This window comes from Flavobacterium sp. WG21, from assembly GCF_000335775.1.
GTDB classification, from domain to species: domain Bacteria; phylum Bacteroidota; class Bacteroidia; order Flavobacteriales; family Flavobacteriaceae; genus Flavobacterium; species Flavobacterium tructae.
The window spans coordinates 1-21,455 of the sequence record NZ_AMYW01000048.1 but is presented as its reverse complement, the minus strand read 5'-3'; the positions used below and the strand labels follow the sequence as shown (position 1 = coordinate 21,455).

Genomic DNA, 21,455 nt, shown 5'->3' with positions numbered 1-21,455 from the left:
TTTTTTGTGGTTAATTTTGGAAGTTGTTTTTGATTAATTCTAGTTTGAAATATTATTCATTTGAAGAGTACGCCATATTGTCTCTCGTATTTTTTTGTACCGAAATAGCTCCAAAAAGAGCCAATAAAAAAGCAAAAGCATAAAAACCTTTTTCACTTGGTAAGATCGTAGCATTCCATAAGCCAACGATTAATAATACAATAGATAAAAGAGTTCCGAACCAGCAGATTCCGTAATACATATCAGTTACCGGAAGTTTTTCCAGTCTGTCTCTGACACTTTTTTGTAAGGAGACAACAGCAAAAAGACCAAACATTAAAACGGTGAAATAATATCCTTTTTCGTTTAAAAGCATTTCGGCTCTTGCAAGTCCTACTATAAATCCAACTGTTCCTGCTCCAAGAGCTACCCATGATGCCGCAATAAAGGCGTTCGATGTTTTTTGTACCATACTTAGTTTAATAATTTTGTTTTGGTTGATGAACAAATATAGATAAATTCGGGTCATCTCAAAACAAACGCAAGTAATATTATTCAGTATTATCTTCTAAAAATGTTAAATAAAAAAAGCTCCGGATTACGGAGCTCTCTTCTTTTAATATAAAGTAAGATGTTATGGTTTCATTAATTGCTGCAAAGGTTTTAATTGATCCATGTTAATATTAGATTGTTTCATAACCGACATCAAGGTCATAATGTTGTTAGGGTTCATGTTTTTTCCTAACACACGTACCACTACAAAACCACTTTCTTTTTTGTTGGCAAAAACCACAAATTCTTCGATGTTGTCGTCGGCTCCTACATAACTTATTGATGCGCCGTCTTTACCTGAACCGACCTTCATTAATTCCTGGTATTTTGGATTTTTCAAGATCTCTTTCAATTTGCTGCGTTCTGTTTCAAATTGCGCCTGATTTTTAGACGTCTCTTTGAAAGCCAGAATATTCATTTTATCGAATGATTTTAAGGCTTCATTTTGCTCTGCAGATAATTTTGCTTTCTCCACATTTAGAATCGATGATGAAATGTCAAGTGCAATAAAATCTTTGTTGTCTGTGTTTTCAACAAAATACTTCTGCAATGAAGGGGTAGAATTACAACTTACTAAAGTCAGTAAAACTAATAGGGCTGAGGTAATAACGTTTGCTTTCATCTTATTTTCTGCCTTTAGAAGCTTTTTTTAAGTCAGACCCACCAGGAAGTTGCATCTTATCTGTTAGTACTGAGATTTCGTTTAAGTCAAAGTTACCAATAAGAGACAGTAATACAGTTTCACTGCCCTTAGCTCCGTCGATGTACATTAGTAATTCTTTTACCTGCGTATCACTTGATCCTGATTTGATCAGGATTCTAACATTTTTACCGCCATCGTTTACTCTCATTAGTTCCTCTAAACCGGCAGTTTTTACATATTTGTCTGCAGAAGCTTTCATGTCAGCTTCAATTTTAGGATTTTTAGTGGTAAACACTTTTAAGTAGTCTAATTTTTTAATCAGATTAATGTACTGTTGTGTTTCTTTATCAGAAGTGTCGGCCTTTACTTTACTCATTAAATCAAACATTTTTTTGTTTACGATTACTGAGGTTACATCGTCCTGACCATCATACTTATCAAATGCTCCCTGAGCATAAAAAGTGTGGCTAACGAATGCTAAAACTAGTGTTATGATGAAATTTTTCATTTTGATTGAGATTTAAATTACTGTTTAAAAATTTTGTTTTTTGATTGTTCGTATTCTTTAATGTATTGTACACTTTCAATACCTACATTAACATTGTTTGATAATAAAGCTAAAGCTTTTTGCGTTGCGGCAAGTGCTTCTTCCGGATCATCATAGGTTCCTAATTCTGATTGAGCTGTAACCGGAGTTGCATTTTTTTCGCTCGTATAGAAATAAGTTCCAATTCCCAGTAAAACAACAGCTGAAGCTGCAATCGATAACCACGCCACATTTCGTTTTTTAGTTTTTAGTGGGATCGTCTGCGTCGATTTCTGTTCTTTTACCTGAGAGAAATAACCAAACATTGGTTTGTATTGCTCCAAATGCTGCGCAACATCCGGTGAAGAAAAATATTCTTTTAATTGATTTTCTTCGGCAATCGTGGTTTCTCCCTGAAAGTATTTTTCTAATATATCTTCTATTTTATTGAATTCCATAACTGTGTGTATTAACCATTGATTCTCTTATTTTTTTTCTCGCTCTTGAAAGGGCTACACGTATAGCCGTTTCGTTCATATTGACAATTTTCGCAATTTCGTCAAATTCATATTGCTCTACATCCCGCAACTGAATTAATATTTGTAATTGTTCCGGTAATTGGCTTATAATTTTTTCAACCCATTCTAGACTATTCGAATCCTCCAGTTTTTTGTCCAATTGAGGCTCCCGGTCCGTATAATTATTATGTACAATTTTAAGATTTCCGGCCCTTTTCGATTTCAACTGATCCAGACAATAATTCTTGGTCATTGTCATTGCAATAGCTTCAACACTATTATAGGAGTCCAAAGAATCTTTTTTGTTCCATAACTTTACCATAACTTCCTGAGTGGCATCTTCAGCCTCCTCGGTACTGGTTAACAATCTTTTTGCCAGACGAAAAACTTTGTCTTTGAAAGGATTTATTAATTCTATAAACACATTCTGATTCATAAAATTTGTTGGTTATTCGTTAGCTTATATAGTGAAGACGAGACACTATTATTTTTGTTACACGGGGTATTAAATTTTTTTTACAATAAAAAAAGCAATAAAATTCTTAGAGTTAAAACTAAAGATAGTATTTTTACGTTACTACTACATAGATATTTACTATATGAAGACAATATTAAGAAGCGTACTGTTATTATTTTTACTTGCTTTTTCTTTACAATCCTGTGAAGATCAGGATGATGTAGCGGCTCCGGCCTCGTTGCAGGTTAATGATTTTGTCTGGAAAGGACTGAATCAGTTTTATTTATGGCAAGCTGATGTTCCTACTTTGGCAGATGACCGTTTTAGCAATCAGGAAGCCTTAAATGCTTTTTTGAGAGGATATTCTAAACCGGAAGAATTATTTCAGGATTTATTGAATAAACCCATAAGTAAATTTCCAAAAGGTCAGGCAATTGATCGTTTTAGCTGGATTGTTGACGATTATACTGTTTTAGAGCAGGAACTTCAGGGAACTTCAAAAAATAATGGCCTGGATTTTAGATTGAGTTACAAACCGGGAAGTACTACAGATTTAGTGGGTTATGTACGTTATATTATACCTAATTCTGATGCTTCTAAGAAAGACATCAAAAGAGGGGATCTTTTTACAGGTATTAACGGAACTTCTTTGACGGTTTCAAATTATCAGTCGCTATTGGCAGCGGATAGTTATACATTGAATATGGCTACTTTTAATGGTACCGGTTTTGATAGTAACGGAAAAACAGTTGCATTAGTAAAAACAACTTTAGATGAAAATCCTGTTTTTATCAATAAAGTGATTACATCCGGAAGTCGAAAAATCGGTTATTTGATGTACAATGGTTTTTATGCCAATTATGATGCACAGCTTAATGCGGCTTTTGGAGAACTAAAAGCGCAGGGTGTTACTGATTTGGTTTTAGATTTAAGATATAACGGAGGAGGCTCAATACAAACTTCAACCCGTTTGGCGAGCATGATTACCGGACAGTTTACCGGCAAAGTTTTTTCGAAAGAGAAATGGAATGCCAAAATCAACGAATATTATCAAAGTGAAGACCCTGAGTCGCTGCTTAATAAATTTGTAGATAAAATGGACGGTGCGGCGATTAATAGCCTGAACTTGACTAAAGTTTATATTATAACCACAAGCGGTACAGCATCGGCAAGTGAATTGGTTATAAACGGATTAGTACCTTATATTTCTGTAGTTCAGGTAGGAGAGACTACTGTTGGAAAAAATGTGGGATCGGTAACCTTATATGATTCTCCAACTTTTGGAAAAACGAACCGTAATCCAAATCATAAATATGCCATGCAGCCTTTGGTTTTAAAAATTGTAAATGCATCTGATTTTGGAGAATACACAGACGGTTTGAAACCAACGTATGAAAAATTAGAACGCATTACGAACTTAGGAGTTTTAGGAGATCCAAATGAACCGTTGTTGAGTGTGGCAATATCTCAAATAACAGGAATCAGCGCGAAAAAAGCAGGAGATGACAGTGGGGTAACGCTGAAGGCATTTACAGATGCTAAAGCAATGGACGGAATTAAAAATCAAATGTATATTGAAAAAGCTCCGGAAGGACTTTTACGAGCATTGAAAATAAAAAAAAAAGGCTTTCAGAAATGAAAGCCTTTTTTTATGTCATAATCTAAACGAATTACAGGAATTAATCGTTGAAATAGAAACCGTTTGGTCCAACACCAACAGTTAATTCTTTTTGTAATGTTCCGCTTAAATTGTAGATGTAAGCTTTGCTGTTTGATTTAAAATCACCTCCGTCAGCAAGATATATACGATTATCGTTTACTGCAAATCCGTATAAATAACCTACAGGAGAAGTTAAGATTGGTGTAGTAGAAGCTGTTGTAGCAGTAGTATTCATAACATAAACAGAACTTGAAGCAGTATAATAAATCTTACCATCTTCAATATCTAATTGACCAGCATTTCCTAAATTAGCAGGTAAAGCAATTTTGGAAACAGATTTGTCTGAAATTTTTACTTTTACAATTTCCCCGGCAGCACCGTAAGGTTTTCTAAGGATAAAAAGAACTCCGTTTTCTTCTTCAATTGAATCTGCATCTGAACCAATAGTAACAGTTTCTACTGTTTTGGTTGTAATGTTTACCACCAACAACTTGTCGCTGTTATTTGGCTCAGTGATGTATAGTTTTCCATTATCTAACACAATTCTGTTTCCTGTACCTTTCAATTCGATTTTAGATTCAACAGTATTTGTGCTTAGATTAATTACGGCAACATAATCGTCAATATTGGCGTTAGGGTTTTTTTCCGGGTCAGTGTAGCTAGGATAGGTATTAGCATTAGTTACATAAGCTTTACCATCCTTTACAACACCATAGCGAGGGTTAGCAAGTCCGGTGTCAATTTTTGCAATCAATTTAAAACTATAACGGTCTACTACATTAATAACATTTGATCCACCGGCAATAATATAAGCCTTGTCTCCGTCAAAAAAGATGTTTTGAAGATATTTTCCAACGAAATCACTGCTGTTTACTGTCTTGTAAACATCTTTTGTGAAAATATTTAAATCGTCAGATATGAAAGAAACGGAGCCACCGTCAGTAAAGTTTCCTTCATTTAAGATGAAAACGCCATTATCATAAACTCCCTTAGGTCCGTCAGAGTCGTCATTAGAGCAAGAAACAAAAAGCGATGCGCTTAATGCTAATAGGAATAATCTAGTTAGTTTCATTATTTTAAAATTTAAAGTTTAAGTACAGGTTATAATTTCTTCCGGGCATAGGTCGGTATTCCAGACTTTGATAGAAGGTGTTCCAAACATTCAAAACCTGAATGCCTACTTTGAAAGAAGATAAAAGTTTAAAATCGTAGTCTACACCAATGTTCGAAACAGTGTAAGCCGATACGATTTTTTCGGGGTCATTGTCAGCTTGTGTGTACACAAATCCATTATACAGAAATTGATAATTGGCTGAAATGTTATTTCTTGAGTAAGCGATGGCAGCGGTTACTTTATGAAAAGGAACAAAAAACAATTGCTTTTTGGTTTCTACATTTTCTGAAATTGAATAGGCATACGTCGCATTTGCAGTCAGGTTGTTTTTGCCAAAACTCTTTTTCCAACTCAATAGTGTTTCGGCTCCGTAACTGTTTACTTTGTCTGTGTTTTGCGGTGACCAGATACCATTAGCTCCCGGGACCCATTGCAATAGATCTTTTATTTTGATATAATAAAAAGTCTGAGTCAAAGAGAAGTTCTTAATGGTGAAAACGTTTCCAATTTCGGCCTGATAAGAACTCTCCGGTTTTAAATTAGGATTTCCGCCTTGTTCCCAGTACAAATCATTGAAAGTTGGAATTCGGAAATTACGGGATACATTCAATTTTAAATTGTACAGTTTCCCAAATTGATAGGAGGAACCTGCGGAGAATAGAACGGGTGATTTGTAATTGTCTGTAAACTCTTTACGAACCCCAAATTCGTTTTTCCAGTCCGCAGAAATATCTTGTTTTATAAGTAAAGCAGCAGAACTTATTTCTCTGACATTATCACCAAAACCACTTCCGTATCCTTTAGTCCGGTTGTAGTCCAGAATACCATTTACTTGCAGCGATTCTAATAATTGATAGCCTAAATCTGCTTTTGTAGTCAGGCTTTCTGTTTTTCCGTACGTATAAATATTGCTCGAGTTGTCGGCATAATATTTATAGTTCTCAAAAATATAGGCTGTTTTTAAATTGGTTTTGAATCTGCCAAAATCACCATCATATTCCAATAAGTTCCGATTAAAACCATTTACATATTTACTTTTAGTTTCAGATTCCGAAACTAATGAGGTATTTCGGTCTGTGTTTGAGGTTTGGGTATATAGCTTTAAACTGTTTTTGTCGTTGATTTTATATCCTGCATTGGCACCTAGGGTAATAACATCATACTGACCGTTTTGATTCCAGCGCTGTTCGCCTTTCCAGTTGTATTGGTTCAGGTATTTATAATCGTTTGTAGAACTATTTTTAGAAAAACCAATCTGAGTACTCCATTTTTTATTGGAGATACTTGTTTTATAATTAATTCCGATCGTGTTGAAACTTCCGTAATCCAATCTTAAACTGTTTTCAAATTTATTGTAAAAGGCGAGATCTGTATTCAAGTGTACGGTTCCTCCAACGGCTCCGCTACCGTAAATAACACTTCCGCCTCCTGCTTTTACACTTATAGAATTATAATCGGATCCGGAAATGGTATTAAAATCAGTACTTCCGTTCATTTGAGAATTAATGTTGATTCCGTTCCAGATTACAGCCGTTTGCGATGATGTTGTACCTCTAAAGGCAACTGTAGAAAGCATTCCACGGCCGTACTCTTTAAAATAAATGGTCGAATTAAAGTTTAACAAATCCGTTAATAAGGCTTCATTTTTGCCAATAACAGAGTCATTTAGTTTTAAAACCGATTGTGAATTGGAGTATTTCTTCAGATTAGCGTCAGAAACGACGACTGTTTTAAGTTTCGTAATAGAATCGTTCTGCGCCACAGTAATCTGGCACAACAATAAGAAACAAAGAGCAAAAAGTTTTTTCAAAGTCATAATTTCTACACTCTTTTTCCCGAGAGCTCGATATTGATTACAAAGGCAGGTCTCCTGGCTTGCGTCTTGTTGTTTACCTTCCCATTCGTCAGCGCGAGCAGTGGTTTTGTAGTTAACAACAAGCATTCTTTTCAGAACAAAGCTTACAGTTGCGGGTACAGCTCAAGATTTATGACTTGATTCCCTTTTAATGTGTATGAATGAACACAACCTTAATTTTCTGCAAAGATAAAGTTAAAATTATTGAATTTTCAAATTTGTTTTCGTTTTGGAGAGGGATTCTGAACAAATGATAATTTAATTCACTATTTTAATAACCTGTCCGAACGCTACTTTATTGGTAAAAGCGTCTTTTAGTGGTAATCCGGACTGATGACATAAAATACTTCTGATCACACCCGCATGTGAGACAATGACTACAGGAGCTGTCTGGTTGAAAACATAATCTTCTAAAAACGTACCCACTCTTTCATGAAGTATTGTAAAAGACTCCCCATTTGGGACTTGCGTGGTGACAAAATCTTCCATCCAGGGATTAAGTTCCTCCGCAGGAATTGCATCCCAGTTTTTCAATTCCCAATCGCCAAAATTCATTTCCATTAAACGATCGTCCATAATAAAGGAAGCAGGTTTTATCGTATTTTGAATGTATTCTGCCAGCATAGTACAACGTTTCAAAGGACTTGAAAAGAGTAGGGCCTTAGGAGGTAATTGCGAGACAATATCCTTAAAGGTTTCTTCGAATGGAACAGCCAAATCTACATCGGTCTGACCGTAGCAGATCCCTTTTTCGCAGGTTGTTTCGGTATGACGAACTAGATAAATTTCCATATCAGAAGAATGCTTAAATAGTAAATAACTTCACAAACCTGTTGCGTTGCTCCCAGGCAGTCTCCTGTATAACCATCAATCCATTTTTGGAAATAGCGGGCTAAAAAATAACGAATGATGAATACGGGAATAATTGCCAAAAGAGATTTAGATTGAAAAAATGAAAGTACCAATAATGGAATTAGTCCGAAGAAGAACGAACCTGTAATTTCTTTCCAACCGTGTTTCTTAGCTATAGGCTTGCTTTTACTCGTCGCATCATCGCGGGAGTATTCATGTGTGAAAATAATTGATATTGCTGCAAGGCGACTTAAGGAATGGGCCGAAATGAATAAGAGGAAAATTAGAAAAATGTTAGTAGTAAAAAGTGAAATGGATTCTGAGAGCAGTTTGAATTTTAATAGAAATAGTAAAACTAAACCAATCGCTCCGTAAGCTCCAATCGCACTGTCTTTCATGATAAGCAGAATTTTTTCTTTGGTCCAACCGCCTCCAAAACCATCACAAACATCGGCGAAACCGTCTTCATGAAAAGCTCCCGTGGTTAATATTGAGGCGATAATAGCCAAAAGTACTGCGGTTTCAATAGAGAGAAAAAGCGAGAAAAGATAGAAAGCCAGAAAGGAAATGCTCCCAACAATCCAGCCAATGAAAGGAAAATATCGTGTTGCCTTATTTAAATAGTCAGGATCATGATTGATGTTTTTAGGACACGGGATTCTGGTGTAAAACATTAAACAGGTAAAGAAAATATGCAGTTCTTTTTTCATTTAAGATAATTGATTAGGGCAAAATTAAAGGATAAAATTGTAAACTGAGATTGAAAACTATTTTCTGCTAACGCCCGCGCTTTCAAAACTGGCCATTTCATTCAGAAAAACTTCAGCTGATTTCAGAATTGGAAAGGCAATCGCACAGCCTGTACCTTCTCCCAAGCGCAAATCCAGATTCAGAATAGGTTTTGCATTTAAATAATCTAATAATTTCTGATGTGCTTTCTCGGCAGAACAATGACAGAAGACTGCATTTTTATGAATAGCAGGATTTATTTTTGAAGCAATTAAGAAGGCCGTGCTGCAAATAAAGCCATCTACCAGAAGGAGCATATTGTTCTCAAAAGCAGTTAACATCCCGCTGGCAATTTGTATAATTTCAAAACCTCCAAAGTAGGCCAACTGTTGTTTTAACTCGGCCGGACCGGTATAATTTTCAATAGCTTTTCGCAGTAAGTCTTGTTTTTGAAGTAATTTTTCATCTTCAACACCCGTTCCTTTTCCTACGCATTCTTCGATAGAGAATCCGGTTAGAAGGCTCATCAATACCGAGGCAGTAGAGGTGTTTCCAATTCCCATTTCGCCAAAACCAATACAATTGGAGCCTTTTCTTGCAATGTCTTCCACAATCGTTTTTCCTTTTTCAAAACACAATTGTAACTCTGCTTCACTCATTGCGGGAAGGTGTAGAAAGGATTGTGTTCCTTTGGCTATTTTGGCATTAATCAGATTGGCATTGGTTGGAAAGTCATAATTAACACCGGCATCAACGATGGATAACTGAATGTCATTTTGCTTACAGAAGACGTTAATGGCAGCGCCGCCTTCCAGAAAATTGGTCACCATTTGTCTTGTGACATCCTGCGGGTAAGCGCTTACGCCATGATTAGCAATGCCATGATCGGCAGCAAAAACAACGATAGAAGGATTTATGATTTTTGGGTTTAACGTTTCAAAAACAGTTCCCATCTGAAAGGCTAAAGTCTCGAGAGTCCCCAAAGCGCCGATGGGTTTGGTCTTCGAATCTATTTTGTCTTGTAGCTGAGTGCTGAAGTTGAAATCTTTTGAGCTTTCTGTTTTTGAGTTTAAATTTAAATTCGGAATTAGATTTTCAACGGTAGTTTTGATTTCCTTACAATCTGGAGCCTCTGATTTTTGTTTCCAGTGTAATTGCTGCAACATGGGTTGATTATCGTAATTTGTAGCAGGTTTTCCGATGCAGAAATACCCCAACGGCTCAATGTTTTCAGGTAAATCGAGAATCTTTTTAAACTGATAATAGTTCAGAATAGACACCCAGCCCATTCCGTAACCCTGCTCAGTGAGAGAGAGCCAGATGTTCTGAGCAGCGCAAACTGAACTGAATTTTACCGCTTCATTGCTGCCAACCGTTCCAATCGTAAATTGGTTCAGTACAGATCGATCATAAGCAATAATGAGTCCGATTGGAGCTTCCTCAATGGCCTCCAGTTTTAAGGATTTATAGTGTTCCTTTTGTTCGTGATTGTCGGTAAGTTCCTCAGCTTTTTTGTTATAATCTAAAAAAAGCTCTTTTATGGTACTTTTAACCGCAGCAGATTTAATAAGATAATATCGGGTAGCATCTGTTAATCCAACTGACGGTGCCCAATGTCCGGCTTGAAGTGCTTTCTGAATGACTTCGTCAGGAACTTCGTCATTTGTAAAATGGCGGGTATCACGACGTGATTTTAGTATATCGTCTAAATGACTCATTTTTAAATTCCAATTTTTAAATTCCAAAAACTTCGGGTTTGTAGAATAGTAACCGTAAAGATAAAGTATCGTATTGTAATTTGGGATTTAAAAATTGGATTTTCTTTCGATCACTATCCTTTTATCTTAACAGGAATTCCCGAAACCATTAGAACCACTTCATCTGCGTTTGAAGCCAAAAACTGATTCATCCAACCCTGAAGTTCGGTAAATTTTCGGCCGATATGAGTTTCGGCATGAACACCCATTCCGATTTCATTTGTGACAATAATCAGCGTAGCATTTTCCTGTTGCGCTATGGATAGAAATTCTTTTTTTGCTTCCTCTAAACTTAAAGTAACCTCATTTTTATGGTCGACAAAAAAGTTGGTCAGCCAAAGGGTAACGCAATCTATTAAAGCTACTTTTCCGGAAAAGTCAATTTCGCTTAAGTATTTCTCTTTTTCAATATTGGTCCAGCGTTCGTCGCGTTCTTGTTGATGTCTGTCAATTCTGTTTTGAAAATCAGAGTCCCATTTCCTAGCTGTCGCTACATATATAGGGGTATCTGAAAGTTGTAAGGCCAGGCTTTGGGCGTAACTGCTCTTTCCTGATCGTTCGCCTCCTGTAATTAGGTAGATCATTTTAATTGTTAATTGTTAATTGTTAATTGTTAATTTAAAGAAGAGGCTGTTTAGGAGGGATTTGACTTTTGGTCGTTTTGATAATACTTGTTATTAATTTTAATATTGAAATGGCGTCATTATTAATAGTCGCAAACTCTTTTTCATTTAAGTAATTGGTTGCTTTTAGTAATTCTAACCAATAAACAGCTTCATTGGTCTCTTTTTGGGCAATTGCAAATTTATGAATAAAATCATTTTTGCTTTCAGCATGTTCTGCTTCCCTTACCATAGCTCCTATGCTTGTTCCAGATCGCAGAAGCTGTTTAGAAAGGACAAATTCTTTTTTCTCGACGGATAGGTACTGATATAATTTAACTATTCGAATCGCAAAATCAAAACTCTTATCTTTGATTATATTCTCTTTCATAATTCACAACTAGCAATTTATAATCAATAATTCACAATTAACAATTAGTAAGGACAATGTCGGCATTCGTTTCCGCAGCAGCTTCCTCTTTTTAAGTGAAACCAGGCTTTGAAAACATAATTTCCGTCTTCCAAATAATAATCAATTCCTTCGATTAACTTTTCTTGTTTGGGTAAAGATATGGCTTTATTTTTAAGAGCTTTTTGTGGGGTAAGCGTTTCTACGTAAGCGTCGATTTTATCTTCGCAGGCTTCTTTAAAACAAACGGGGCAAAGACAGTCGCCTCCTTCGGAAAGATTAAAAATAGGGGGGAAATCATTACACCAACACTTGTTTTCATTTGAAGTATCTCCACAGCTGAAAGAAGATTCACAGCTCGAGCAGACTTTGGTTTTTATGGGATTCATTAGGGAAAAATGATGTTTATTTGATTTTGTAGGAATAAAGGTAGATAAAAAAAATAGAAATTGCGTTACCTTTGTCAGTAATGAAATTGTAAAATTTATAAGGAAGACGATTCAAATTATATGCCATATAAGCAGCATGATGAAACTGAGCCCTTTAAAAAAAATAACAGAACCTATATATGAGACATTTACTGCCAAAAATGATTTTTGTTTTACCTTTTTTTCTTCTAATCGGATGCAAAAAAAATGAATCTTCGGAGATTGTAAAAACGGAAACCGAAAAAAATAGTATCGAATATGCGTCCGGACTCTCGATTATAAAGCACGAAGGATATTCGGTAGTAACTGTTTCAGATCCCTGGCCGGATGCCCATACCAAGTTTACTTATGTACTGAAAGAGAAAGAAGCGAAAGTACCGGACAGTTTACAAAAGTACACGACTATCAAAGTTCCTTTGGAGTCAATTGTAGTGACTTCAACGACTAACATTCCGTTTTTGGAGATGCTGGAAGTAGAGAATAAATTGGTAGGTTTTCCGCATACCGATTACATTTCCTCAGAAAAAACCAGAGCACTGATAGACAAAGGTGCCGTTAAAAATGTGGGGCAGAATGAGAAATTAAATATCGAACAATTAATAGAGTTGTCTCCGGACTTAATAGTGACTTTTGGAGTAGACAATAACAATGCGATGCTTGATAATTTGAAAAAAAGCGGTTTAAATGTTTTGATTCAGGCCGACTGGATGGAGCAATCTCCCCTTGGAAAAGCAGAGTGGATTAAACTCTACGGTGCTTTATTTGGTAAAGAAGAACAGGCGAAAGAGTTGTTTGATAAAATTGTTTTGAGTTATGACCAGGCTAAAAAATTAGTAGCGGGAAAACCAGCAACTTCAAGTGTTTTATATGGTTCTATGTACGAAGATATCTGGTATGTAGCTAAAGGAAACAGTTGGGTGGCGCAGTTTATGAAAGATGCTCAGGCCAATTACCTATGGGCCGATTTAAAAGGTACGGGAAGCGAAGGCTTGTCTTTTGAAAAAGTCTTAGTGAAAGCCAAAACGGCTAATTTCTGGATCGCTGCAGGTTCCTTTAAAAGTTTGGACGAATTCGGAAAGAGTAATCCTCATTATACAGAATTTGATGCCTTCAAGTCTAAGAATGTTTATACATTTGAAGGTAAATCAGGAGCAACGGGAGGAACAGTTTATTATGAGCTGGCACCAAGCCGTCCTGATTTAGTATTAAAAGATTATATCAAGATTTTTCACCCGGAGTTGTTGCCAAGTTATGAATTTACTTTTGCCTCTAAATTAAACTAAGTTCATTGATTCATAAAAAACGAAATATAATACTGTTTTCGGTACTCGGTCTGGCCTTATTGTTTATGTTTTTTTTAGACATTAGCCTGGGATCAGTAACCATACCTTTTAAGGAAGTATATAACAGTATGACGGGAAGCCATGCCAGTAAATCGACCTGGGAATATATTATTGTCAATTATCGTCTGCCAAAGGCTATTACAGCTATGTTGGTTGGTATTGGTTTATCGGTGAGTGGTTTGCTGATGCAGACTTTGTTTAGAAATCCACTTGCAGGACCTGATGTTTTAGGTTTAAGTTCGGGAGCAATTCTGGCAGTTGCGATCGTGATTCTTGGGGCAGGTTTTTTACCTTCATTTTTAAACTCGATTTTATTGTCACCGTATGCAATTGTACTGGCTTCGACAATAGGAAGTGTTTTGGTTTTACTATTGGTTTTATTGGTAGCACAGCGTTTACGAAATACGATGGCAATTTTAATTGTCGGATTAATGTTTGGCAGTTTTACCAGTGCTATTGTTGGGGTCTTGACGTATTTTAGTTCAGCAGAACAATTGCAGAAATTTACCTTTTGGTCTTTGGGAAGTCTTGGGAATCTTTCGTGGACTTCGATCTTGATTTTGGCAGTTTGTGTTGCTTTTGGTCTGTTTTTGAGTGCCGGAAGTATTAAACCTTTAAATGCCTTGCTTTTAGGTGAAAATTACGCCAAAAGTATGGGGTTGAATTACAAGAGAGCCCGATTGATCATTATTTTTGCAACAAGTATTCTGGCCGGAAGTGTTACTGCTTTTGCAGGGCCGGTTGCATTCATAGGTTTGGCAGTGCCACACATTGCAAAATTGACTTTTCAGACGAGTAACCACACGGTTTTATATTGGAGTACTTTTTTCTACGGAGGAATAATTATGTTGTTTTGCGATATGGCATCACAAATGCCGGGACTAGAGACCACATTGCCCATTAATGCAATCACGTCTATAATTGGCGCACCAATTGTCGTTTGGCTGCTCATGCGCAAAAGAAATTTTCAGTAAATAAATTAGCCACAGATTAAGCGGATTCAACGGATTTTCGCAGATTGATTTTTAAAAATTAAAGGCGGTGAAGAAAAAACTTAGAACCTTAGCAGCTTAGAACCTTAGTACCTTTAAACAATGACTACTATTTTAAAAACAAAAGATCTCGATATCGGCTACAAGTCGAAGAAAGGAGTTGTGACCATTGCTGAAAATCTAAATCTGAATTTAGCTTCGGGGAAACTAATCTCGTTAATTGGTGCAAACGGAATTGGGAAATCGACTTTGCTTCGCACGATTACCGGAATTCAGCAGCCGTTGAAAGGACATGTTTTTCTAAATGAAAAAAATATAAGTACCTATAAGCCTCTGGAATTGGCTCAAAATTTAAGCTTAGTTTTAACCGAAAAGCTACCGCCAAGTAATTTGTCTGTTTTCGAATTAGTAGCTTTAGGACGTCAGCCTTACACCAATTGGATTGGGACTTTAAGTCAGAATGATATCGAGAAAGTTCAGGAAGCTTTAGAGTTGACTCAAATAGAGCATCTGGCACAGAAAAAGCATTTCGAAATTAGTGACGGACAATTGCAGAAGGTTTTAATTGCGCGAGCTTTGGCACAAGATACTCCGTTGATTATTCTGGACGAGCCGACAACACATCTTGATTTGCTGCACAAAGTCTCGCTATTCAAACTCCTCAAGAAACTAACAGAGGAAACTCAGAAATGTATTTTATTTTCGACTCATGACATCGATCTGGCAATTCAGTTAAGTGATGAAATGATTATTATGACTCCTGAATTGGTGGTACAGGATGCGCCATGCAATTTAATTTCAAAAGGAAGTTTTGCCACCCTATTCAAAGACGAACATATTATTTTTGATGCCGAAAAAGGAAAGTTCGTAATTACGTAGCAGACCTGCCGAATACTTTACAAAGGGACCGAAATAGCGTTTTAAAACTAAAGAAATAAACGGCTAACTATTTTTCAGTCCGATTTGTCTTTTTGCTTCTCCTACCACAAAAGCCACAGAATTGGCAATATTAAAACTTCGGATTAATTTTGACATGGGAATGGTGAGGTGATTCTCAAAACGGGCTAGCACTTCTTTACTTAAACCTACACTTTCTTTGCCAAATACAAGCCAGTCTCCATCCTGAAAATCAGTTTCGAGATATGATTTTTCGGCATGAGAACTCATCAGAAAAACGCGTGACTGATCAGGAATCTGCTGAATCCATTCTTCTATATTTGGATATTCGGTAACGTCAAGATGTACCCAGTAATCCAGTCCCGAACGTTTCAGGTTTTTATCGTTAATTACAAATCCAAAAGGGTGAATTAAATGTAATCGGCTTTCTGTACCCACACACAAACGTCCAATGTTTCCGGTGTTATTAGGGATTTCAGGCTCTACAAGAACTATGTTTAGCATTTTTTTTTGAGTTATGGGTTATGAGGTGTGAAATGTGAGATGTAAAGTGTGAGATGTAAAGTGTGAGATGTGAAATGGGTATGAGTGTTTTATTCTTTTAAATAATAATTGTCACATTATCTAATTATCAAATTATCTCATTGTCTAAATTAAAATCAGTCACTTCCATCACTTCTCCGGCTTTTAAGTTTTGCAAAGATACATTTCCTATGCGAACACGAACCAGTCTTAAAGTTGGAAATCCAACAGCCGCGGTCATTTTCCGAACCTGACGAAATTTTCCTTCTCTTATTGTAATAGAAGCCCAGGAGGTTGGGCCATGGCGTTCATCTCTGATTTTTTTGGCTCTTGGACCAAAATCCGGAATTTCGGTAACGATAAAAGCAGTGCAGGGTCTGGTTTTGTATTTACCGCCATCAAAACCTATTTCAACGCCTTTTTGTAAGGCCTCGATTGCTTCGGGAGTGATGATTCCGTCGACCTGAACGTAATATTCTTTGTCTACTTTTTTGCTTCTTACCAGTTCGCTTATCCTTCCGTCTGTCGTCAATAAAAGTAAACCTTCAGAGTCTTCATCAAGTCTTCCGATGGCCATAGTACCTTCGGGGAAATTATATAATTCACCTAAAAGCTTTTTCTTTCTCTTCAATTCATAAATAAACTGACTTAGATAGCCGTAAGGTTTAAAAAGAAGAAAATGGTGATGCATATTTGTTTTTTGACTGCAAAGATAACTTTGTTTGCAGAGTTTAAAAGGAAATCTTAAGATTTAGATTTTTCATGTTTCATTTTTTTTAGCCATTGCAGAACAAACCAGATTGTCGTAATTGCAAATAGGACTAGAATTGGGAGATAATAATTTTTGAAAAAATCATGAAAATAACTTCCAATTAATACGTAAGCTGAAGCGATACACAATTTGATTCCAATAAATTCAGCATTAGACCAGGAAGTTTTGATTTTGAAGAAGTTCATAATTCTGGATTGAATCGTTAGTAAATACTGTTAAAGAGGTTATTTTTTTAAAGTCAAAAAGTAGTTTAGATCAGATTTAATCCTTTTTCTGTCTTTATCCAGTAGATAGATCTTTTCAGGATTAGAACTATAATAGCCATAGTACAGCTGTTTTTCTTCAGGCTGATCCCAGTTTAGGACATAAATTGTACCGTCCGGATCTTTATCTAATCCTCTTTCTGTATTAAAATTTCCTTTTTGGGTAAAGACATTTCCGGGTTCTTTTCCCTGGTAGACACTTATGAGTTCAAATTTATTGTTTTGTGAAACACTATAATCGTTGTAGATTTTCAAGGTCATTTGAATTCCACTGCAATCAGCGCACGGAATTATTCCTTCATATATTGTTGTTTTGCTGAAACTGTTGTTGGTTTTAGTGACCGTTTCCTTGTTTGTAGTGTTGTTTTCTTTAGTTGTTTTTGTATTGCAGGACAGCAGCAGAGAAAATAGAGCCGAAAAAATAAATAAGTTTTTCATGTTGTATCGTATTTGTTAATGCCTAAAACGACTTAAAGGTAAAGAAAATTGTACAGATAGAAAAAGTGAAATTTAAGGATTCATTTTTCAGTTTTAGGAGTTCTAATAGCATAGACTAATGAGGAAAAATAATGTCGTTAAAAATATTTAGGGGGTAAATTAAGTCCTTTTGATTTTGTGACAGAGAAATTTTAAAAAAGAAATAACTTGTTAAATTGTGATAATCTCTTAATTCGTACAAAAATAAAATATTTTGTGAAGTCGCGCCAGATCTAAGAATAATTGAAAGAACTGACGAATAATTTGTTTTTTGTTGGAAAATTTTCACAAAAGCGCGATACGATAAGTTTATGTTTTCACAATATTCTGTTAACTTTAAAGAATATAAATTTGATTTCTAAAAACTCTATTTTTAAATTACTTATGAAAAAACTTTACTTTTCTCGCCAGCTTCTGGCTTTTTTATGTTTTTCTGGTTGCTTTTCTGGAGCTGTTTTAGCTCAAACTATGCCTCCGGTGCAGTCCATTCCGTATAAACAAAATTTTGATGGGTTACCGGCCGCTGCCGACACTTATGTTGATATTCCTGGTTTTCAGGGTTGGACAGCTAATGGCGGAAATCAAAATACTGCTGTCTGGAATACAGGATTAACTGGAGATAGGGCATTAGTGAAAAATAGTAATTCTAATGTCAATTCGGGAGGTATCCATAATTATGACGATAAAATCGGGTTTTTGAATTCAACATCCGGAGATTTTGCAATTGGTTTTGCATTTTCAAGTTTGGGGAGCCAAACAGTTAACGTATATTACGATGCGATGATTATTCGTAATTTATATGATGGAGGAAGCAACAATCGTTTGCAAGAAATGGCATTACAGTATCGTGTAGGAACTACCGGTGCTTTTACAACTTTATCACCTGCATATTCAAACAACAGTACAACCTTGCAGACTGTAGCAGCGGTTATAACTCCATTAGACTTAAGAACAACACGTATTAAAGTAACATTACCTGCTAATTGTGATAATCAGCCAATAGTTCAAATAAGATGGATTGCCCGACTGATTTCCGGATCTGTAGGTTCACGTCAATCTTTTGCAATAGATAATATCGATATTAATGCGGATCACACTGCACCGGTAAACGTAGCAGGATTCCCAAAGACAACAAATATCTCGTCCACTAATTTTGATTTTTCAGATAAGTTAGATGAAATAGGAAAAACTTATTATGTATTGCTTCCTGGTGGAAGTACTGCTCCAACTGCAGCTCAGGTAAAATTGGGTCTTGATGCTAGCGGTACTGCAGCTCTGCAGTCAGGATCTTTAAATATTGCTGATGTAGCTTTGGCTTATACTAAAAACTTTACAGGTTTATCTGCTGCAACGGCTTATTCCGTATTCTCGGTTTCTGAAGATGCTTACGAAAATATTCAGGGTACAGTAACTAAAGTAGACGTAATAACAACGGCAGTTGCATTACCAGAAATAACAACAACGGTTAGTGCACTTGATTTAGGTACTTCTGAGACAAACTTTGAATCAGGTTCTAAAAGCTATCAAATTCAGGCAAGTGATCTGAAAGACAATTTAGTGTTAAGTGTTACTCCAAATTTTTCAATTTCAAAAGATAATGTAACCTTTGGTTCAACACTAACATATACCGCAGCTGACTTTGCATCAAATGCATCGAAGACAGTTTATGTAAGGTTTAATCCAAATTTATTAGGTGCATTTACAGGTCAAATTACACATGAATCTACCGATGCTGTTGCTAAACATATATCACTGGCAGGAAGAGGAATTAACCCGTATATTCAAAATTTTGATGATCCTAATGTTTTATCTAACAGCGGATGGACGCAATACAATTTGGAAGGAGCTGCCAATAAATGGACTTATACTAATGCTGCCAGAAATATAAATTCTGGAACAGGAGCAGTTCTTATGAATGGATTTTCGGATAGTGGAGCAAGTAAAGATTGGTTGATTTCTCCAAAATTGCGTTTAGATACATTTGACAAATTACCATTATTGTCTTTTTATTCTCGTAAGTTTTATGCGGGACCTGGCTTAAAATTAATGGTTTCTACAAATTACGACGGTGTTAGCAGTCCGGAAACAGCGACTTGGACAGAAATTGATGGAAGTTTTCCAACTACTACAGGAACTTACACGGCATCTCAATATATAGAATTAACAGCTTATAAAACAAATAGTACTTATCTGGCGTGGGTGTACGAAACGACAGCAGGAGGATCTAACAATGCTTCAGAGTGGTCATTTGATGATTATGCAATTGCAAATGAAACAGGTTATGTAGCTTCAAATCCGGTTTTAGATTTTGGGACTGTAGATCAAAATACGGTTTCGACATCACAATCTTTTGCTTTTAAAGCTAAAGGATATGGAGACGTTACCATTAAGGCACCGGTTGGTTATCAAATATCTTTGGATAATACTTTATTCCAAAATAGTTTTACATTGTCAGAGGCAGATGCTTTGGCAGGAAAAACACTTTATGCGAGATTCATACCTACTACAAAAGAATTTAAAATTGCCGGCACATTAACAGTAACAGGAACTTTATTAAACAAACAAATTGGTTCTTTAACGGGATCTTCTCTTCCAAAAGCAGAAACTTACGATGTAGTGACTTATAATTTGGAGTTTTTTGGTGCTCCAACTTCGGCTTACGGACCAACGAATAAAACGTTACAATTGGAAAATGTAGCAAAAGTTATGAATAAACTTGATGCAGATGTATATGTAGTTCAGGAAGTTTCGAGTGATGCTCAGATCGATGCTTTGATTCAGAAAATAAGTGTGAATGGAAAAACATTTGATAAAAGTATTTCTACGTCATGGTCCTATTCATGGGATCCAAATTCAGATCCAAGTTTTCCTCCACAAAAATTGGTCGTGATTTATAATACACAAACTACCACAGTTAAGAAGACACGTGTTATGTTTAAGAAATTTTATGATGAATTACGTGCTGGTACCAAAACTTTGAATAATTATCCGGGAGGATCCAGCAGCAGTTTTTTCTCATCTGGTCGTCTGCCATATATGGTTACAGTTGAAACTAACTTAAATGGAATTAAAAAAGAAATTAACCTGGTAGATCTTCATGCACGTGCTAATAGTGGTTCGGACATTTCTCGTTATAACATGCGTAAATATGATGCGCAGGTGTTGAAAGATAGTTTAGATGTTCAATACCCAAATGCTAATATAATGATTTTAGGAGATTATAATGACGATGTAAGTAAGTCAGTTATTACACCTAATCCATCTTCTTACGAAAGTTTTGTTACAGATACAGCCAATTATAAAGCATTAACCTTAGAAATTAGTCAGGCTGGGGCGTTTAGTTTTTTAAGTTCAGGCGGATTTTTAGATCATATTATGATTTCTAATGAGTTAACGGATCAATATATTTCAGGTTCTACTGCAGTATATGATCCTCGAAATGATATTGCAAGTTACACCACCACAACTTCAGACCACGGTCCGGTAATTGCCCGTTTTATATTGAACTCTTCAAATCTGTCAACCATCGATTTTGAAACAAAGAATGGTTATGCGGTTCAGGCTTATCCGAATCCAACTACCGATGTGGTGAATGTGATTGTAAAAACCAATACTGATAAAAAACTGAAATTGAAGTTCTACGATGTTTCAGGTCATTTATTAGGGAATCCAGTTGACATTAATGCAACACAGGATGTAAGTACTACGGCTGTTCCGGTAAGTTATTTGCAAACGGGGATTTACTTTTATACGCTAACCGAGAATAATAAAGTAGTTTATAAAGGTAAGATCGTTAAAAAGTAAGAAGTGAAATGTAAAATGTGAGGAGGAAATTGATTTGTGGTTTCTTTTGAACAGTTTACAATAGCTTTCAGTAAAAAAGTAAAAGCAGTCCAAAGTAAAATTTGGGCTGCTTTTTTTATTTAAAATTAAATCTTATTATATAAACTTACGAAGCGATTTCCATACGTTTCAATAGAATTTTACTCAAAGAATGTTTTATAAAAACTTTACCACTACTTAAAAATATTAACTTTAAGTAATTGGAAAGTTCAGATACCAAACCCATTTATTATTTACTTTCTTATAAACTTTTACTGTAGTGGCG

At 35.7% G+C, this 21,455-nt stretch carries 21 protein-coding genes and 1 riboswitch; of the genes, 5 read left to right on the top strand and 16 right to left on the bottom strand.

Features of this window, described 5'->3' with window-relative positions:
• Window positions 1–52: 52 nt before the first annotated feature.
• From yiaA to C245_RS0121535, 5 genes are all read right to left on the bottom strand, one after another.
• Window positions 53–451, bottom strand: a complete 399-nt coding sequence (gene yiaA, locus C245_RS0121555) for an inner membrane protein YiaA (RefSeq protein ID WP_017498692.1) — start codon at window positions 449–451, stop codon at window positions 53–55.
• Between the two features lie 162 nt (window positions 452–613).
• Complete coding sequence (locus C245_RS0121550) at window positions 614–1,153, bottom strand: DUF4252 domain-containing protein (RefSeq protein ID WP_017498691.1); 540 nt, start codon at window positions 1,151–1,153, stop codon at window positions 614–616.
• A 1-nt stretch (window position 1,154) separates the two neighbouring features.
• Complete coding sequence (locus tag C245_RS0121545) at window positions 1,155–1,682, bottom strand: DUF4252 domain-containing protein (protein ID WP_017498690.1); 528 nt, start codon at window positions 1,680–1,682, stop codon at window positions 1,155–1,157.
• 17 nt (window positions 1,683–1,699) lie between these two features.
• Complete coding sequence (locus tag C245_RS0121540) at window positions 1,700–2,158, bottom strand: hypothetical protein (RefSeq protein WP_017498689.1); 459 nt, start codon at window positions 2,156–2,158, stop codon at window positions 1,700–1,702.
• A complete protein-coding gene (locus C245_RS0121535) occupies window positions 2,145–2,654 on the bottom strand; it encodes an RNA polymerase sigma factor (protein WP_017498688.1) in 510 nt (169 codons plus the stop codon). The genes C245_RS0121540 and C245_RS0121535 overlap by 14 nt, the downstream gene beginning before the upstream one ends.
• 163 nt (window positions 2,655–2,817) lie before the next feature.
• Here C245_RS0121535 and C245_RS0121530 point away from each other — a divergent pair, with 163 nt between their 5' ends.
• Window positions 2,818–4,314 (top strand): S41 family peptidase, encoded by a 1,497-nt coding sequence (locus C245_RS0121530; RefSeq protein ID WP_017498687.1) that lies wholly within the window; start codon window positions 2,818–2,820, stop codon window positions 4,312–4,314.
• Window positions 4,315–4,354: 40 nt separating this feature from the next.
• Here the strand turns inward: C245_RS0121530 and C245_RS0121525 are convergent, their stop codons facing one another.
• From C245_RS0121525 to C245_RS0121490, 8 genes are all read right to left on the bottom strand, one after another.
• The gene (locus C245_RS0121525) at window positions 4,355–5,407 is read right to left on the bottom strand and encodes a YncE family protein (protein ID WP_017498686.1); all 1,053 of its coding nucleotides are present in this window, start codon (window positions 5,405–5,407) and stop codon (window positions 4,355–4,357) included.
• Window positions 5,408–5,411: 4 nt separating this feature from the next.
• A complete protein-coding gene (locus C245_RS0121520; RefSeq protein ID WP_026110213.1) occupies window positions 5,412–7,265 on the bottom strand; it encodes a TonB-dependent siderophore receptor in 1,854 nt (617 codons plus the stop codon).
• 26 nt (window positions 7,266–7,291) lie between these two features.
• Window positions 7,292–7,495, bottom strand: a riboswitch (cobalamin riboswitch).
• Between the two features lie 67 nt (window positions 7,496–7,562).
• Window positions 7,563–8,096, bottom strand: coding sequence for an alpha-ribazole phosphatase (gene cobC, locus C245_RS0121515; protein ID WP_017498684.1), 534 nt, complete (start codon window positions 8,094–8,096; stop codon window positions 7,563–7,565).
• A complete protein-coding gene (locus C245_RS0121510) occupies window positions 8,081–8,866 on the bottom strand; it encodes an adenosylcobinamide-GDP ribazoletransferase (protein ID WP_017498683.1) in 786 nt (261 codons plus the stop codon). Before C245_RS0121510 ends, cobC begins: the two co-directional genes overlap by 16 nt.
• A gap of 57 nt (window positions 8,867–8,923) precedes the next feature.
• The gene (gene cobT / locus C245_RS24060) at window positions 8,924–10,603 is read right to left on the bottom strand and encodes a nicotinate-nucleotide--dimethylbenzimidazole phosphoribosyltransferase (protein WP_026110212.1); all 1,680 of its coding nucleotides are present in this window, start codon (window positions 10,601–10,603) and stop codon (window positions 8,924–8,926) included.
• Window positions 10,604–10,716: 113 nt separating this feature from the next.
• Window positions 10,717–11,226, bottom strand: a complete 510-nt coding sequence (gene cobU / locus C245_RS0121500; RefSeq protein WP_017498681.1) for a bifunctional adenosylcobinamide kinase/adenosylcobinamide-phosphate guanylyltransferase — start codon at window positions 11,224–11,226, stop codon at window positions 10,717–10,719.
• Window positions 11,227–11,260: 34 nt separating this feature from the next.
• A complete protein-coding gene (locus C245_RS0121495) occupies window positions 11,261–11,635 on the bottom strand; it encodes a four helix bundle protein (RefSeq protein WP_017498680.1) in 375 nt (124 codons plus the stop codon).
• A gap of 44 nt (window positions 11,636–11,679) precedes the next feature.
• Window positions 11,680–12,042: a DUF5522 domain-containing protein gene (locus tag C245_RS0121490; RefSeq protein WP_017498679.1), complete on the bottom strand. Its 363-nt coding sequence runs from the start codon at window positions 12,040–12,042 to the stop codon at window positions 11,680–11,682.
• Window positions 12,043–12,221: 179 nt separating this feature from the next.
• Between C245_RS0121490 and C245_RS0121480 the strand changes: the two genes are divergently transcribed.
• The 3 genes from C245_RS0121480 to C245_RS0121470 all read left to right on the top strand — a co-directional run bounded on the left by C245_RS0121480 (window position 12,222) and on the right by C245_RS0121470 (window position 15,295).
• Window positions 12,222–13,364: an ABC transporter substrate-binding protein gene (locus C245_RS0121480; protein ID WP_017498677.1), complete on the top strand. Its 1,143-nt coding sequence runs from the start codon at window positions 12,222–12,224 to the stop codon at window positions 13,362–13,364.
• 5 nt (window positions 13,365–13,369) lie between these two features.
• On the top strand, window positions 13,370–14,398 hold the full coding sequence (locus tag C245_RS0121475) for an iron ABC transporter permease (protein WP_026110211.1): 1,029 nt from the start codon (window positions 13,370–13,372) through the stop codon (window positions 14,396–14,398).
• A gap of 120 nt (window positions 14,399–14,518) precedes the next feature.
• Entirely contained in the window at window positions 14,519–15,295 is a 777-nt protein-coding gene (locus C245_RS0121470) for an ABC transporter ATP-binding protein (RefSeq protein WP_017498675.1), read from the top strand.
• 63 nt (window positions 15,296–15,358) lie between these two features.
• On the opposite strand, the gene C245_RS0121465 is transcribed toward C245_RS0121470, so the two are convergent.
• From C245_RS0121465 to C245_RS0121450, 3 genes are all read right to left on the bottom strand, one after another.
• Complete coding sequence (locus C245_RS0121465) at window positions 15,359–15,817, bottom strand: tRNA (cytidine(34)-2'-O)-methyltransferase (RefSeq protein ID WP_017498674.1); 459 nt, start codon at window positions 15,815–15,817, stop codon at window positions 15,359–15,361.
• Between the two features lie 127 nt (window positions 15,818–15,944).
• On the bottom strand, window positions 15,945–16,526 hold the full coding sequence (locus C245_RS0121460; protein ID WP_017498673.1) for a pseudouridine synthase: 582 nt from the start codon (window positions 16,524–16,526) through the stop codon (window positions 15,945–15,947).
• A 305-nt stretch (window positions 16,527–16,831) separates the two neighbouring features.
• On the bottom strand, window positions 16,832–17,308 hold the full coding sequence (locus C245_RS0121450) for a copper resistance protein NlpE (protein WP_017498671.1): 477 nt from the start codon (window positions 17,306–17,308) through the stop codon (window positions 16,832–16,834).
• Between the two features lie 423 nt (window positions 17,309–17,731).
• On the opposite strand from C245_RS0121450, the gene C245_RS0121445 reads away from it, so the two are divergent.
• Complete coding sequence (locus C245_RS0121445; protein WP_026110210.1) at window positions 17,732–21,151, top strand: choice-of-anchor J domain-containing protein; 3,420 nt, start codon at window positions 17,732–17,734, stop codon at window positions 21,149–21,151.
• Window positions 21,152–21,455: the final 304 nt, after the last annotated feature.